This is a genomic window from Thauera terpenica 58Eu (assembly GCF_000443165.1).
GTDB classification, from domain to species: domain Bacteria; phylum Pseudomonadota; class Gammaproteobacteria; order Burkholderiales; family Rhodocyclaceae; genus Thauera; species Thauera terpenica.
On sequence record NZ_ATJV01000077.1, the window covers coordinates 1 to 15,578 of the forward strand.

The window sequence follows — 15,578 nt, forward strand, 5'->3', positions numbered from 1 at the left end:
TGGAAGAAGGTCTGCGCTTCGCGATTCGCGAAGGTGGCCGTACCGTGGGTGCAGGTGTTGTCGCCAAGATCATCGAGTAATTCTCGCTGATCGATGCAAGGGCGCATCGAAGTAGGTGCGCCTTGTAGTCTCTGCTGCAGGGGTATAGCTCAACTGGCAGAGCGTCGGTCTCCAAAACCGAAGGTTGGGGGTTCGATTCCCTCTGCCCCTGCCATATTTTTCCGGGTAGCTTTCCATAATGGCCGATAAGTTGAAGTTCGCGCTGGCGCTGGCTTTGCTGGTTGCCGGTGTTGTCGGCTTCTATCTGCTCTCCGAGCAGGCACTGGTCCTACGCGTGTTGTCCGTCCTTGCGGGCGTGGCTGCTGGCGTTGCCGTTGCGTGGTTCTCCGAGCCGGGTCGCCGATTCGTCGGATTCGCGCGCGAGGCGATCACCGAAACGAAGAAAGTCGTCTGGCCGAGCCGCAAGGAAACGGTGCAGACGACCGGTCTCGTGTTCGCGTTCGTGGTCGTGATGGCGATCTTCCTGTGGCTGACTGACAAGAGTCTGGAGTGGGTTCTGTACGATCTCGTTCTGGGTTGGAAGTGATATGACGAAGCGATGGTACGTAGTTCATGCCTATTCCGGCTTCGAAAAGTCGGTGCAGAGGGCGCTTGTTGACCGTGTGACGCGTGCTGGCATGCAGGACGCGTTCGGCCAGATTCTGGTCCCGGTCGAAGAAGTCGTCGAGATGAAGGGCGGTCAGAAGAGCATCACTGAGCGCAAGTTCTTCCCAGGCTATGTTCTCGTCGAGATGGAGATGAACGACGAAAGCTGGCACCTGGTGAAGTCGACGCCGAAAGTGACCGGCTTCGTGGGCGGCACTGCGAACAAGCCCGCGCCGATCTCCGACAAGGAAGTCGAGAAGATCATGCAGCAGATGCAGGACGGCGTGGACAAGCCGCGTCCCAAGGTGCTGTTCGAGGTCGGCGAAGTGGTGCGGGTCAAGGAAGGTCCGTTCACCGACTTTCATGGTTCGGTGGAAGATGCGAATTACGACAAGAGCAAGCTGCGTGTTTCGGTGACCATCTTCGGTCGCGCAACACCAGTCGAGCTGGATTTTACTCAGGTCGAAAAAGCCTGAGTATGGTACGGCAGGCCAGCAGGCCTGCCGTAGCCCGTTGACAAATGCCTCCGGCAGTCCTGTCAACGGTCAAGCAAGGCGAGGAGCGCCGAAGAACCTCGGCGCGCTAGCACTCATCACAGGAGCAAGCCGCAATGGCAAAGAAAATCATTGGTTACATCAAGCTGCAGGTGCCGGCCGGCAAGGCCAACCCCAGCCCCCCGATCGGTCCGGCGCTGGGTCAGCGCGGTCTGAACATCATGGAGTTCTGCAAGAGCTTCAACGCCAAGACCCAGGGTCTTGAGCCGGGTCTGCCGATTCCGGTGGTGATCACCGCCTTCGCCGACAAGTCCTTCACCTTCATCATGAAGACGCCGCCGGCGACCGTGCTGATCAAGAAGGCCTCTGGTGTGCAGAAGGGTTCGGCCAAGCCGCACACTGACAAGGTCGGTTCGATCACCCGCGCCCAGGTCGAGGAAATCGCCACCGCCAAGATGCCTGACCTCAGCGCTGCAAACATGGAAGCCGCCGTGCGTACCATCGCCGGTTCCGCCCGTAGCATGGGCATCACCGTGGAGGGCCTGTGATCATGGCGAAACTTTCCAAGCGAGTTCAGGCGCTGCGCGCCAAGGTCGACCGCAATCAGGCTTACCCGGTGGCTGACGCCCTGGCGCTGGTCAAGGAGTGCGCGACCGCGAAGTTCGACGAATCGATCGATATCGCCGTGAACCTCGGCGTCGATGCGCGCAAGTCCGACCAGGTCGTGCGTGGCTCGGTCGTGCTCCCCGCCGGTACGGGCAAGAGCGTGCGTGTGGCCGTGTTCGCCCAGGGCGACAAGGCCGAAGCAGCGCGTGCCGCAGGCGCAGAGGTGGTTGGTTTCGATGACCTGGCCGAGCAGGTCAAGGCCGGCAATCTGAATTTCGACGTCTGCATCGCCACGCCGGACGCCATGCGCGTTGTCGGCCAACTGGGCCAGATTCTCGGCCCCCGTGGCTTGATGCCGAACCCGAAGGTTGGCACCGTGACCATGGATGTCGCGACTGCAGTCAAGAATGCCAAGGCGGGTCAGGTTCAGTACCGTACCGACAAGGCGGGTCTGGTACATGCCACGATCGGCCGTGCCTCGTTCGACATCGAAGCCCTGCAGCGCAATCTGTCGGCCTTCGTTGATGCCTTGGTGAAGGCCAAGCCGGCAGCTGCAAAGGGTATCTACCTGCGTCGTATCGCGGTCTCCAGCACCATGGGTGCCGGCGTTCGCGTTGAAACGACCAGCGTCAATCCCGTTTGACGAATTCGCCACCCCTGTCCCGGGTGGCCGTAGCAGAACTTTGGGACGTATTCGGGTTGTTGTCCGAATGCGGATCGTCAAAGACCGCAGGTGCGGAAGGTGTTCTCACCGACCGTTTAATCGTCTCCGGACGGCCTGCGCAGATGGTGTGCCCAGAACAGGATTTTGGCTGCGAAGCAGCCGCGCTCCTGATCCAGGTCGCCGTGGGTGCGAATCGTGCAGTTCTGATTCGCGTGTTGACTTGATAAGGAGGAAGGACCTGTGGGTCTCAATCTTGATGACAAGAAAGCCGTAGTGGCTGAAGTGTCGGCGCAAGTGGCCAACGCTCAGTCCATCGCGGTGGCCGAGTATCGCGGCGTCGAGGTGGGTGATCTCACCGTGCTGCGCGCGAAGGCGCGTGACGCTGGTGTTTACCTGCGTGTGCTGAAGAACACCCTGGTTCGTCGTGCGATCGCCGGTACCCCGTTCGAAGGGCTCACCGATCAACTGACCGGTCCCTTGATCTACGGCATTTCGACCGATCCGGTCGCCGCTGCAAAGGTGCTGAACGACTTCGCCAAGAGCAACGACAAGCTGGCGCTCAAGGCGGGCTCCTACGCCGGGCAGACGCTCGACAAGGCCGGCGTTCAGGCGCTTGCTTCGATTCCGAGCCGTGATGAGCTGCTGGCCACCCTGCTGGGTGTCATGCAGGCACCGGTGTCCGGTTTCGCGTGCGCCATGGCCGCTCTCGCCAGGAAGCGCGAAGAGCCGGCGGCTGCCGAAGAAGAAGTTGCTGCCTGAGTGGCCTGTGGCCGCAGTCGGTGCGCTCAAGCATTCTGAATATTTTTGATTCTGGAGTTAGTTGAAATGGCAATCACCAAAGAAGACATCCTCGAAGCGGTTGGCGCGATGACCGTGATGGAACTGAACGATATGGTCAAGGCGTTCGAAGAGAAGTTCGGCGTGTCCGCCGCCGCGATGGCTGTGGCCGGTCCGGGCGCTGCCGCTGCCGTGGTCGAGGAGCAGACCGAATTCGACGTCGTGCTGACCGCGGTCGGCGACAAGAAGGTCGAGGTCATCAAGGTCGTACGCGCCGTCACCGGCCTGGGCCTGAAGGAAGCAAAGGATGTGGTTGACGGCGCGCCGAAGACGGTGAAGGAAGGCGTGTCGAAGGCTGACGCCGAAGCGCTGAAGAAGCAACTGGAAGATGCTGGCGCCAAGGTCGAAATCAAGTAATATTCGGCTTTCCAGCGGGGCTGGCACTTTTCGGAGTGCCAGCCCTTTCGTGCTTTGTATTCAAGCTTGCATGCCCGTGGGGTAGGTGAGCGGAAACCGAAGCCAGAGCAGAGCGTTTGCGGGTCGGTCGCCGACCTGAAGTCCAGCGGACGCTGTGTTCTGTCTTTCCGATGTTAGCCCTCTAGCCGGAGCATCCATGGCGTATTCCTACACTGAAAAGAAACGTATCCGCAAGAGCTTCGCCAAGCGCGAAGCCGTGCTTGATGCGCCTTTCCTTCTCGCCACCCAGATCGAGTCCTTTGCCGAATTCCTGCAGGCTGACACCCCGCCGGGGGTAAGAAACAATCAGGGTCTGCAGGCTGCCTTCAATTCCATCTTCCCGATCTCGAGCCACAGCGGCAATGCTCGTCTCGAGTTCGTGCAGTTCATGCTGGGCGAGCCCGCCTTCGATGTAAAGGAATGCCAGCAGCGTGGTCTGACCTTCGCGTCACCGCTGCGCGCACGTGTGCGCCTGGTCATCATGGACCGCGAGGCGCCCAAGGACACGATCAAGGAAGTCAAGGAGCAGGAAGTGTACATGGGCGAGATTCCGCTCATGACCACCACCGGCTCCTTCGTCATCAACGGCACCGAGCGCGTCATCGTGTCGCAGCTGCACCGTTCGCCAGGGGTGTTTTTCGAACACGATCGAGGCAAGACCCACTCCTCGGGCAAGCTCCTGTTCTCGGCGCGCATCATCCCTTATCGTGGCTCCTGGCTTGACTTCGAGTTCGACCCGAAGGATTTCCTCTATTTCCGTGTCGACCGTCGACGCAAGATGCCGGTCACGATCCTGCTGCGCGCGATCGGTCTGACACCGGAAGACATTCTCGCCACCTTCCACGACTTCGATAATTTCAAGCTCGAGAACGAAGGCGCCCAGTTCGAGCTCGTGCCCGACCGCCTGCGCGGTGAAGTCGCGCGCTTCGACATCGTCACCCCCGACGGCAAGATCATCGTCGCGCGTGACAAGCGCATCACCTCCAAGCACATCCGCGAGATCGATCAGGCGGGCGTGAAGACGATCGGCGTGCCGGACGACTTCGTTCTTGGACGTGTGATCGCAAATGACATCGCCGACCCGGAAACGGGCGAGGTGCTTGCCCGCGCCAACGACGAGATCACCGAGGAACTGCTCGACAAGCTGCGCCTTGCCGGCGTGACCGATATGCGCACCCTCTACATCAACGACCTCGATCGTGGTGGCTACATCTCGCAGACCCTGCGCATCGACGAAACGGCCGACCAGTGGGCTGCCAAGGTCGCCATCTACCGCATGATGCGTCCGGGCGAGCCGCCCACCGAGGATGCGGTCGAAGGGCTGTTCAAGGGCCTGTTCTACGCCGAGGAGCGCTACGACCTGTCGTCCGTGGGACGGATGAAGTTCAATCGCCGTGCCTATCCTGAAAAGATCGATGACAAGGCTCCAGCCTGGCTCAAGCGCTTCCATGAGGGCGTCGGCGCCCATGGCGAGGACGGCCCGGGTGTGCTGGTCAATGAAGACATCCTTGCCGTAATCGGCGTGCTCGTCGAGCTGCGCAATGGTCGCGGTGAGATCGACGATATCGATCACCTCGGCAACCGCCGGGTGCGCTCAGTGGGCGAGCTCGCCGAGAACCAGTTCCGCGCCGGCCTGGTGCGGGTCGAGCGTGCGGTCAAGGAGCGCCTGTCGCAGGCTGAATCCGACAACCTGATGCCGCACGATCTGATCAACGCCAAGCCGATCTCGGCCGCGATCAAGGAGTTCTTCGGCTCCAGCCAGCTGTCGCAGTTCATGGACCAGACCAACCCGCTCTCCGAGATCACCCACAAGCGACGTGTTTCCGCGCTCGGCCCGGGTGGTCTGACGCGCGAGCGCGCCGGCTTCGAGGTGCGCGACGTGCACCCGACGCACTACGGTCGCGTGTGCCCGATCGAGACGCCGGAAGGCCCGAACATCGGTCTGATCAACTCGCTCGCGGTGTATGCCCGCACCAACCGCCATGGCTTCCTGGAGACGCCGTATCGCAAGGTGGTCGATTGCAAGGTGAGCGACCAGATCGACTACCTGTCGGCGATCGAGGAAGGCCAGTACGTGATCGCGCAGGCGAATGCGGAGATCAATGGCGAAAGCATGTTGACCGGCGACCTCGTGTCCTGCCGCCACAAGGGTGAGTTCACCCTGGCGACCGCCGACATGGTGCAGTACATGGACGTTGCGCCCGGCCAGATCGTCTCGGTTGCGGCTTCGCTGATTCCCTTCCTCGAGCATGACGATGCGAACCGTGCGCTCATGGGCGCCAACATGCAGCGCCAGGCCGTTCCCTGCCTGCGTCCGGAAAAGCCGCTTGTTGGCACCGGCATCGAGCGCCGCGTTGCGGTCGACTCGGGTACGGCGGTGCAGGCAACCCGCGGTGGCATGGTCGACTATGTCGATGCCAACCGGATCGTGGTGCGGGTCAATGACGACGAGACCCTTGCGGGTGAAGTCGGCGTCGACATCTACAACATGATCAAGTACACGCGCTCGAACCAGAACACCAACATCAACCAGCGCCCGGTGGTGAAGGTGGGTGATCTGATCGCCAAGGGCGACGTCGTGGCCGATGGCGCATCGACCGACCTCGGCGAGCTCGCGCTGGGTCAGAACATGCTGGTCGGCTTCATGCCCTGGAACGGTTACAACTTCGAGGACTCGATCCTGATCTCCGAGCGTGTCGTGGCCGATGACCGCTTCACCTCGATCCACGTCGAGGAGCTGACCGTCGTGGCGCGCGACACCAAGCTCGGGCCAGAGGAAATCACTCGTGACATCGCGTCGCTGGGTGAGGCACAGCTGTCACGCCTGGACGAGTCCGGCATTGTGTACATCGGCGCCGAGGTCGAGGCGGGCGACGTGCTCGTTGGCAAGGTCACGCCCAAGGGCGAAACCCAGCTCACCCCGGAAGAGAAGCTGCTGCGCGCGATCTTTGGCGAGAAGGCCTCCGACGTCAAGGACACCTCGCTGCGCGTGCCCTCGGGCATGGTCGGCACCGTCATCGACGTGCAGGTGTTCACCCGCGAAGGCATCGAGCGCGACAAGCGCGCGCAGTCGATCATCGACGATCAGTTGCGCAGTTTCAAGACCGATCTGGCCGACCAGATGCGCATCGTCGAGCGTGACGCCTTCGCCCGTATCAAGCGCATGGTCCTGGGCCACAAGGCCAATGGCGGGCCGAAGAAGCTCGCCAAGGGCACTGCGCTGAGCGAGGAATATCTCGACTCACTGGAGTTCTACCATTGGTTCGACATCCGTCTGGCGGACGAGACCCTGGCCACCCAGCTCGAAGCCGTACGCGAAGGTCTGGAGAACACGCGCAAGGACTTCGATCAGGCTTTCGAGATCAAGAAGAAGAAGCTCACCCAGGGCGACGAGCTGCCGCCGGGCGTGCAGAAGATGGTCAAGGTCTACCTGGCGGTGAAGCGCCGCCTGCAGCCGGGTGACAAGATGGCCGGTCGTCACGGTAACAAGGGTGTGGTGTCCAAGATCGTCCCGGTCGAAGACATGCCCTACATGGAAGACGGCACGCCGCTCGACATCGTGCTCAACCCGCTGGGTGTTCCCTCACGGATGAACATCGGTCAGATCCTGGAGACCCACCTCGGGTGGGCGGCCAAGGGCCTGGGCCAGAAGATCGACAAGATGATGCAGGCGAAGGCTTCGGCCGACGAGCTGCGTGGCTTCATGGACCAGATCTACAACAGCAGTGGCAAGGCCGAAGACATCGCCGGTCTGAGCGAGGTCGAAGTCATGGACCTCGCCGGCAACCTGAAGAGGGGCGTGCCCTTTGCGACGCCGGTATTCGATGGCGCGGACGAGACGGAGATCGAACAGATGCTCGAGCTCGCCGGTCTGCCGATCGGTGGCCAGGTCACCTTGTTCGATGGTCGTACCGGCGAAGCCTTCGAGCGCAAGGTCACGGTGGGCTACAAGCATGTGCTGAAGCTGCATCACCTGGTCGATGACAAGATGCACGCACGCTCGACCGGCCCCTACTCGCTCGTCACCCAGCAGCCGCTGGGCGGCAAGGCGCAGTTCGGTGGCCAGCGCTTTGGTGAGATGGAAGTGTGGGCACTGGAAGCCTACGGTGCCGCCTACACCCTGCAGGAGATGTTGACGGTGAAGTCCGATGACGTGGTCGGCCGGACCAAGGTGTATGAAAACATCGTGAAGGGCGAGCACAAGATCGATTCCGGCATGCCAGAGTCCTTCAACGTGTTGGTGAAGGAAATTCGCTCGCTCGCGATCGACATCGATCTCGACCGCGGCTGAACCGTGCGCGATTCCTTCCCTGAAACCCGCCTGCGATTGAACCCCGGGGCTGGCGCACACAACGCGCCGGCCCGGATGGAGTGATACATGAAAAGCCTGCTCGCTGACCTGTTCAAGCAAACCCTGCCGAATGAGGAAGAGTTCAATGCGATCACCATCGGGCTCGCCTCGCCCGACAAGATCCGTTCCTGGTCCTATGGCGAAGTCAAGAAGCCGGAAACCATCAACTACCGCACCTTCAAGCCGGAGCGTGATGGCCTGTTCTGCGCCAAGATCTTTGGTCCGGTCAAGGACTACGAGTGCCTGTGCGGCAAGTACAAGCGCCTCAAGCACCGTGGCGTGATCTGCGAGAAATGCGGCGTCGAGGTGACCCTGTCCAAGGTGCGCCGTGAGCGCATGGGCCACATCGAACTCGCTTCGCCTGTTGCCCACATCTGGTTCCTGAAGAGCCTTCCCAGCCGTCTCGGCATGGTGCTCGACATGACCCTGCGCGACATCGAGCGCGTGCTGTATTTCGAGGCCTTCGTCGTCGTCGAGCCGGGCATGACCCCGCTCAACCGCGCGCAGTTGCTGACCGAGGATGACTATCTCGCCAAGGTCGAAGAGTACGGGGACGATTTCGATGCGGTGATGGGCGCTGAGGGTATCCGTGAACTGCTGCGTACCCTCGACGTCGCCCAGGAAGTCGAAAAGCTGCGTGGCGATCTCGAAACCACCAATTCGGAAGCCAAGATCAAGAAGTTCTCGAAGCGCTTGAAAGTGCTCGAGGCTTTCCAGCAATCGGGAATCAAGCCCGAGTGGATGGTGCTCGAAGTGCTGCCGGTGCTGCCGCCGGACCTGCGTCCGCTGGTGCCGCTCGATGGCGGCCGCTTCGCCACCTCCGACCTGAATGACCTCTATCGTCGGGTCATCAACCGCAACAACCGTCTGAAGCGCCTGCTCGAGCTCAAAGCGCCCGACATCATCGTACGCAACGAAAAGCGCATGCTGCAGGAGTCGGTCGACTCGCTGCTCGACAACGGTCGCCGCGGCAAGGCCATGACGGGTGCGAACAAGCGCCCGCTCAAGTCGCTCGCCGACATGATCAAGGGCAAGGGCGGACGCTTCCGTCAGAACCTGCTCGGCAAGCGCGTGGACTATTCCGGGCGCTCGGTGATCACCGTCGGTCCGCAGCTCAAGCTGCACCAGTGCGGTCTGCCCAAGCTCATGGCGCTGGAGTTGTTCAAGCCCTTCATCTTCAACAAGCTCGAGCTCATGGGGCTGGCCACGACCATCAAGCAGGCGAAGAAGATGGTGGAGTCGCAGGAGCCCGTGGTGTGGGACATCCTCGAAGAGGTGATCCGCGAGCACCCGGTGCTGCTGAACCGTGCTCCCACGCTGCACCGCCTCGGCATCCAGGCTTTCGAGCCGGTGCTGATCGAGGGCAAGGCGATTCAGCTCCACCCGCTGGTCTGCGTCGCGTTCAACGCCGACTTCGACGGCGACCAGATGGCCGTGCACGTGCCGCTGTCGCTCGAGGCACAGATGGAAGCCCGCACCCTGATGCTGGCCTCCAACAACGTGCTCTCGCCCGCCAATGGCGAGCCGATCATCGTGCCCTCGCAAGACATCGTGCTCGGCCTCTACTACGCCACGCGTGAAGGGGTGAACGTGCCTGGCGAAGGCATGCTGTTTACCGACGTGTCGGAGGTCAAGCGCGCCTACGAGTCGGGCCAGATCGCGCTGCACGCGCGCATCACGGTGCGCTTGAAGGAAGCCGATCTTGGCCCCAATGGCGAGCGCATCGAAAAGGTCACGCGTTACGAGACAACCGCCGGACGCGCCATCCTGTCGGAAATCCTGCCTGCAGGACTGCCCTTCAGCGTCATCGACAAGCCGCTGAAGAAGAAGGAAATCTCGAAGCTGATCAACGCCGCCTTCCGGCGCTGCGGCTTGCGTGCGACGGTGATCTTCGCCGACAAGCTGATGCAGTTCGGCTATCGCCTGGCAACCCGTGCCGGCCTGTCGATCGCAGTCAAGGACATGCTGGTGCCCACGGCCAAGCACGACCTGATCCGTGCCGCCGAAGCCGAGGTGAAGGAGATCGCGCAGCAATACACCTCCGGCCTGGTGACCGATGGTGAGCGCTACAACAAGGTCGTCGATATCTGGGGGCGCTGCGGTGATCAGGTCGCGAAAGCGATGATGGAGCAGCTCGGTTCGGAGGAAGTGGTCGACCGCGCCGGCAACACCGTGCGTCAGGAATCCTTCAACTCCATCTACATGATGGCCGACTCCGGCGCGCGCGGTTCCGCAGCGCAGATCCGCCAGCTCGCCGGTATGCGCGGCCTGATGGCCAAGCCCGATGGCTCCATCATCGAGACCCCGATCACGACCAACTTCCGTGAAGGTCTGAACGTTCTGCAGTACTTCATCTCCACCCACGGCGCACGTAAGGGCTTGGCGGATACGGCCTTGAAGACCGCAAACTCGGGCTACCTGACACGACGGCTGGTTGACGTCACTCAGGACCTCGTGGTGATCGCGGACGACTGCGGTACCCGTGAGGGCTTCTCGATGAAGGCGCTGATCGAGGGTGGCGAAGTCGTCGAGCCGCTGCGTGAGCGCATCCTGGGTCGAGTGACGGCCGAGGACGTGGTCAATCCCGATTCGCAGGAAACCGTGTTCGAGGCGGGCAGCTTGCTCGACGAGGACGCGGTTGAAATGATCGAGGCGCTCGGCGTCGATGAGGTCAAGGTGCGCACGCCGCTGACCTGCGAGACCCGCTATGGCTTGTGTGCCAAGTGCTATGGCCGCGACCTCGGTCGTGGCTCGATGGTCAATGCCGGTGAGGCGGTGGGCGTCATTGCCGCACAGTCGATCGGCGAGCCCGGCACTCAGCTCACCATGCGGACCTTCCACGTCGGCGGTGCGGCATCGCGCGCCGCCGCGGCAAGCGGCGTCGAGGCGAAGTCGGGCGGCACCATCCGCTTTGCCGGCAACATGCGCTACGTGTCCAACGTAAAGGGTGAGAAAGTTGTCATCGCGCGCTCGTCGGAAGTCGTGGTTGCCGATGACATGGGACGCGAGCGTGAGCGTCACAAGCTGCCGTATGGCGCGATGCTGCTCGTTGATGACGGTGCCACGGTGAAAGCCGGGGTCCGGCTTGCAACCTGGGATCCGCACACGCGTCCGATCGTGACCGAATATACCGGTACGGTGAGGTTCGAGAACGTCGAGGAAGGCGCGACCGTTGCCAAGCAGATTGACGAGGTCACCGGTCTGTCCACCCTGGTGGTGATTGATTCGAAGCGTCGTTCGAGCACCGGCACCGCGAAGGGCGTGCGTCCGCTGGTGAAGCTGCTGGACGAGAACGGCGAGGAAGTGCGCATCGCCGGTACCGACCACGCGGTCGCCATCACCTTGCAGGTCGGCTCGCTGATCACGGTGAAGGACGGTCAACAGGTCGGCATGGGTGAGGTGCTCGCCCGCATCCCGGTGGAGTCGGCAAAGACGCGCGACATTACCGGCGGCCTGCCGCGTGTGGCGGAGTTGTTCGAAGCGCGCGCGCCGAAGGACGCGGGCATGCTCGCCGAGCACACCGGCACGGTGTCCTTCGGCAAGGAAACCAAGGGCAAGCAGCGTCTGGTGATCACCGAGCCCGATGGCACTGCACACGAGTTCCTGATCCTGAAGGAAAAGCACCTCATGGTGCATGACGGTCAGGTTGTGAACAAGGGCGAGCACATCGTCGATGGTCCGGCCGACCCGCACGACATCTTGCGTCTGCAAGGTATCAACGATCTGGCGCGTTACATCATCGACGAGGTGCAGGACGTGTATCGTCTGCAAGGCGTGAAGATCAACGACAAGCACATCGAGGTGATCGTGCGCCAGATGCTGCGTCGGGTGGTGATCACCGATGCGGGTGATACCCGCTTCATCCGTGAGGAGCAGGTCGAGCGCTCGGAAGTGCTGGACGAGAACGACCGTATGGAAGCAGAGGGCAAGTTGCCGGCGCAATACGAAAACGTGTTGCTGGGCATCACCAAGGCCTCGCTGTCGACCGACTCCTTCATCTCCGCAGCGTCCTTCCAGGAGACGACGCGGGTGCTGACCGAAGCGGCGATCATGGGCAAGCGTGACGAGTTGCGTGGTCTGAAGGAGAACGTCATTGTTGGACGCTTGATTCCGGCCGGCACGGGACTTGCCTATCACCGTAGTCGCAAGGCGCAGGAAGCGGGGATCGATCTCGGGGCCGAACATGCCTGGGCGCCCGCCGATGCCATGATCGAAGCACCGCAGGATGTAGAAGCACGTTGACTTTTTCTGTCGTATCGGAATAAACTCCGGCCTCTTTTTGTGGACTGACCAATCGTAGTCAGTCGCAGCCGGAATAATCCGCCCGAGGCGGCCCGTGGTGGGCTGCCTCGGTTTTTTGGGAAATTCTTAAGCTATGCCAACAATCAATCAGCTTGTGCGCAAGCCGCGCCAGATGGAAGCTTCGAAGAGCAAGGTTCCTGCTCTGGAAGCATGTCCGCAAAAGCGCGGCGTTTGCACCCGTGTCTATACCACGACCCCGAAGAAGCCGAACTCGGCGCTGCGCAAGGTCGCAAAGGTCCGTCTGACCAATGGTTTCGAGGTGATCTCGTACATTGGTGGTGAAGGCCATAATCTCCAGGAACACTCGGTGGTCCTCATCCGTGGCGGCCGTGTCAAGGACTTGCCGGGTGTGCGTTACCACATCGTTCGCGGCTCCCTCGACCTGCAAGGCGTCAAGGATCGTAAGCAATCGCGCTCCAAGTACGGCGCGAAGCGTCCCAAGAAAGCCTGATTGTTGGTTCAAGAAATTTAGCGAGAGGTTGCCATGCCGCGTCGTCGTGAAGTACCCAAGCGGGAAATCCTGCCGGACCCCAAGTTCGGTAATCAGGATGTTTCGAAGTTCATCAACGTGATCATGCAGTCGGGCAAGAAGTCCGTTGCAGAGCAGATCGTCTACGGTGCGTTCGCGCACATCACCACCAAGGCCAACAAGGATCCGCTGGAGATCTTTGCGGCTGCAGTGGCAAACATCAAGCCGGTGGTCGAGGTCAAGAGCCGTCGCGTTGGTGGTGCCAACTACCAGGTGCCGGTCGAGGTGCGTCCGTCGCGCCGCATGGCGCTGTCGATGCGCTGGCTGCGGGAAGCCGCGCGCAAGCGCGCAGAAAAGTCGATGGCTCAGCGCCTTGCTGCTGAATTGCTCGAGGCCGCAGAGGGTCGTGGCTCGGCGATGAAGAAGCGCGAAGAAGTTCACCGCATGGCCGAGGCCAACAAGGCGTTCTCGCACTTCCGCTTCTGATCTTTTTCGGTAGCGGTATCTCGGGCCCTGTATAGGGCTCGATTGTTTTCTAACGCAAGAAATTCGTTGACCGCGTCACTGGCGCGCATCGCATAACAGAAGGCAGGTAAAACGTGGCTCGCAAGACACCCATCGAGCGTTACCGCAATATCGGTATCTCCGCTCACATTGACGCCGGCAAGACGACTACGACCGAGCGTATCCTCTTTTACACCGGCGTCAGTCATAAGCTCGGTGAGGTGCATGACGGCGCGGCGACCACCGACTGGATGGCGCAGGAGCAGGAGCGTGGCATCACCATCACCTCGGCGGCAGTGACCTGCTTCTGGAAGGGTATGGATCAGTCTCTTCCTGAGCATCGCTTCAACATCATTGACACCCCGGGGCACGTGGACTTCACCATTGAAGTCGAGCGCTCGATGCGCGTGCTCGACGGTGCCTGCATGGTCTATTGCGCAGTGGGTGGCGTTCAGCCCCAGTCCGAGACCGTGTGGCGCCAAGCCAACAAGTACAAGGTGCCGCGTCTGGCCTTTGTGAACAAGATGGACCGCTCGGGTGCGAACTTCTTCAAGGTCGTCGACCAGCTCAAGACCCGCCTGAAGGCGAACCCGGTGCCGGTCGTGATTCCGATCGGCGCGGAAGAAGGCTTCAAGGGCGTGGTTGATCTCCTGAAGATGCGCGCCATCTTCTGGGACGACGCATCCCAGGGCATGAAGTTCGAGTATCAGGATGTGCCGCAAGAGCTGCAGGCGGTGGCGGAAGAGTGGCGCGCCGGCATGGTGGAGGCCGCGGCTGAAGCCAACGAAGAGCTGATGAACAAGTACCTCGAGGAAGGTGAGCTGAGCGAGGACGACATCGTCGCCGGCCTGCGCGCCCGCACGCTTGCGTGCGAGATCCAGCCGATGCTGTGCGGTACCGCATTCAAGAACAAGGGCGTGCAGCGCATGCTCGATGCCGTCATTCAGTACCTGCCGTCGCCCATCGATATTCCGCCGGTCACCGGCATCGATGACGACGAAAAGGAAGTGCTGCGCTACGCGAAGGACGACGAGAAGTTCTCCGCGCTCGCCTTCAAGTTGATGACCGACCCCTTCGTCGGACAGCTGACCTTCATTCGTGTCTATTCGGGCGTGCTGGAGTCGGGTTCGACGGTGCTGAACTCGGTGAAGGGCAAGAAGGAGCGCATCGGCCGCATCCTGCAGATGCATGCCAATGATCGTACCGAACTGAAGGAAGTGCTCGCGGGTGACATCGCTGCAGTGGTCGGCCTGAAAGACGTGACCACGGGTGAAACCCTGTGCGACATGTCGGCTCCGGTGATCCTTGAGCGCATGATTTTCCCGGAGCCGGTGATTCACGTTGCCGTCGAGCCGAAGACCAAGACCGACCAGGAGAGAATGGGTCTGGCGCTGAGCCGGCTTGCTGCCGAGGATCCTTCCTTCCGTGTGCGCACGGACGAAGAGTCCGGTCAGACCATCATCTCCGGCATGGGTGAACTGCACCTCGAGATCATCGTCGATCGCATGAAGCGCGAATTCAACGTCGAGGCCAACGTGGGGGCGCCGCAGGTGGCTTACCGCGAGACCATCCGCAAGTCAGCCATCGACGTCGAAGGCAAGTTCGTCAAGCAGTCCGGCGGTCGGGGTCAGTATGGTCACGTCGTGATCAACCTCGAGCCGGCCGAGCAGGGCAAGGGCTACGAGTTCGTCGATGCGGTCAAGGGCGGCGTCGTTCCGCGTGAGTACATCCCCGCGGTGGATAAGGGTATCCAGGACACGCTCAATAACGGCATCCTCGCCGGCTTCCCGGTGGTCGACGTCAAGGTTACGCTGCACTTCGGCTCCTACCACGACGTCGACTCGAACGAGAACGCGTTCAAGATGGCGGGCTCGATGGCCTTCAAGGAGGCGATGCGCCGCGCCAGTCCGGTTCTGCTCGAGCCGATGATGGCGGTCGTCGTGGAGACTCCTGAAGACTACATGGGTAACGTCATGGGCGACCTCTCGGGTCGGCGTGGCATTGTCCAGGGCATGGACGACCTTCCCGGCGGGACGAAGGAAGTCAAGGCTGAAGTGCCGCTGGCTGAAATGTTCGGCTACGCGACCCAGCTGCGCTCGCTGTCGCAAGGGCGCGCGACCTATTCGATGGAGTTCAAGCATTACGCTGAAGCTCCGAAGAGTGTTGCCGAAGCCGTCATCAGCAGCCGCAAGTAATTCAGTAAACACAATCAGAGGACTCACGAATATGGCAAAGAGCAAGTTTGAGCGGACGAAGCCGCACGTAAACGTCGGCACCATCGGCCACGTTGACCACGGCAAGACCACGCTG

The 15,578-nt window shown here is 61.5% G+C and carries 13 protein-coding genes and 1 tRNA gene; all 14 read left to right on the forward strand.

All coding sequences use genetic code 11. The features are described from left to right. Window positions 1–80 (forward strand): EF-Tu C-terminal domain-related protein (locus M622_RS39835; RefSeq protein ID WP_004557332.1); only part of this gene is annotated, 80 nt, incomplete at its 5' end. A gap of 58 nt (window positions 81–138) precedes the next feature. Then, window positions 139–214: transfer RNA gene (locus M622_RS34775), tRNA-Trp, on the forward strand. Window positions 215–238: 24 nt separating this feature from the next. Next, window positions 239–586 carry a preprotein translocase subunit SecE gene (gene secE, locus M622_RS34780; RefSeq protein ID WP_021250324.1) on the forward strand — a complete coding sequence of 116 codons (348 nt, stop codon included), beginning with the start codon at window positions 239–241 and terminating at the stop codon, window positions 584–586. 1 nt (window position 587) lies between these two features. Further along, entirely contained in the window at window positions 588–1,121 is a 534-nt protein-coding gene (gene nusG / locus M622_RS34785; RefSeq protein ID WP_021250325.1) for a transcription termination/antitermination protein NusG, read from the forward strand. Between the two features lie 134 nt (window positions 1,122–1,255). Beyond that, entirely contained in the window at window positions 1,256–1,687 is a 432-nt protein-coding gene (gene rplK, locus M622_RS34790; protein WP_021250326.1) for a 50S ribosomal protein L11, read from the forward strand. A 2-nt stretch (window positions 1,688–1,689) separates the two neighbouring features. Continuing rightward, window positions 1,690–2,388 (forward strand): 50S ribosomal protein L1, encoded by a 699-nt coding sequence (gene rplA, locus M622_RS34795; RefSeq protein ID WP_031347323.1) that lies wholly within the window; start codon window positions 1,690–1,692, stop codon window positions 2,386–2,388. 261 nt (window positions 2,389–2,649) lie between these two features. Continuing rightward, window positions 2,650–3,168 carry a 50S ribosomal protein L10 gene (gene rplJ / locus M622_RS34800; RefSeq protein ID WP_021250328.1) on the forward strand — a complete coding sequence of 173 codons (519 nt, stop codon included), beginning with the start codon at window positions 2,650–2,652 and terminating at the stop codon, window positions 3,166–3,168. Window positions 3,169–3,234: 66 nt separating this feature from the next. After that, window positions 3,235–3,603 carry a 50S ribosomal protein L7/L12 gene (gene rplL / locus M622_RS34805; RefSeq protein ID WP_021250329.1) on the forward strand — a complete coding sequence of 123 codons (369 nt, stop codon included), beginning with the start codon at window positions 3,235–3,237 and terminating at the stop codon, window positions 3,601–3,603. Between the two features lie 196 nt (window positions 3,604–3,799). Continuing rightward, window positions 3,800–7,933 carry a DNA-directed RNA polymerase subunit beta gene (gene rpoB, locus M622_RS34810; protein WP_021250330.1) on the forward strand — a complete coding sequence of 1,378 codons (4,134 nt, stop codon included), beginning with the start codon at window positions 3,800–3,802 and terminating at the stop codon, window positions 7,931–7,933. An 87-nt stretch (window positions 7,934–8,020) separates the two neighbouring features. Beyond that, window positions 8,021–12,235: a DNA-directed RNA polymerase subunit beta' gene (rpoC, locus tag M622_RS34815; protein ID WP_021250331.1), complete on the forward strand. Its 4,215-nt coding sequence runs from the start codon at window positions 8,021–8,023 to the stop codon at window positions 12,233–12,235. Window positions 12,236–12,368: 133 nt separating this feature from the next. Beyond that, window positions 12,369–12,746: a 30S ribosomal protein S12 gene (gene rpsL, locus M622_RS34820; RefSeq protein ID WP_004258162.1), complete on the forward strand. Its 378-nt coding sequence runs from the start codon at window positions 12,369–12,371 to the stop codon at window positions 12,744–12,746. Between the two features lie 33 nt (window positions 12,747–12,779). Continuing rightward, window positions 12,780–13,250: a 30S ribosomal protein S7 gene (rpsG, locus tag M622_RS34825; RefSeq protein ID WP_021250332.1), complete on the forward strand. Its 471-nt coding sequence runs from the start codon at window positions 12,780–12,782 to the stop codon at window positions 13,248–13,250. A 113-nt stretch (window positions 13,251–13,363) separates the two neighbouring features. Beyond that, a complete protein-coding gene (fusA, locus tag M622_RS34830) occupies window positions 13,364–15,463 on the forward strand; it encodes an elongation factor G (RefSeq protein ID WP_021250333.1) in 2,100 nt (699 codons plus the stop codon). 31 nt (window positions 15,464–15,494) lie between these two features. Then, the coding region (locus M622_RS40620) for a GTP-binding protein (RefSeq protein ID WP_021250334.1) at window positions 15,495–15,578 on the forward strand (84 nt) is incomplete at its 3' end.

Bases quoted from the DNA above. Each gene is read 5' to 3' on its own strand.
- secE (WP_021250324.1), top strand. From the start codon at position 239: ATGGCCGATAAGTTGAAGTTCGCGCTGGCGCTGGCTTTGCTGGTTGCC.
- nusG (WP_021250325.1), top strand. From the start codon at position 588: ATGACGAAGCGATGGTACGTAGTTCATGCCTATTCCGGCTTCGAAAAG.
- rplK (WP_021250326.1), top strand. From the start codon at position 1,256: ATGGCAAAGAAAATCATTGGTTACATCAAGCTGCAGGTGCCGGCCGGC.
- rplA (WP_031347323.1), top strand. From the start codon at position 1,690: ATGGCGAAACTTTCCAAGCGAGTTCAGGCGCTGCGCGCCAAGGTCGAC.
- rplL (WP_021250329.1), top strand. From the start codon at position 3,235: ATGGCAATCACCAAAGAAGACATCCTCGAAGCGGTTGGCGCGATGACC.
- rpoB (WP_021250330.1), top strand. From the start codon at position 3,800: ATGGCGTATTCCTACACTGAAAAGAAACGTATCCGCAAGAGCTTCGCC.
- rpoC (WP_021250331.1), top strand. From the start codon at position 8,021: ATGAAAAGCCTGCTCGCTGACCTGTTCAAGCAAACCCTGCCGAATGAG.
- rpsL (WP_004258162.1), top strand. From the start codon at position 12,369: ATGCCAACAATCAATCAGCTTGTGCGCAAGCCGCGCCAGATGGAAGCT.
- rpsG (WP_021250332.1), top strand. From the start codon at position 12,780: ATGCCGCGTCGTCGTGAAGTACCCAAGCGGGAAATCCTGCCGGACCCC.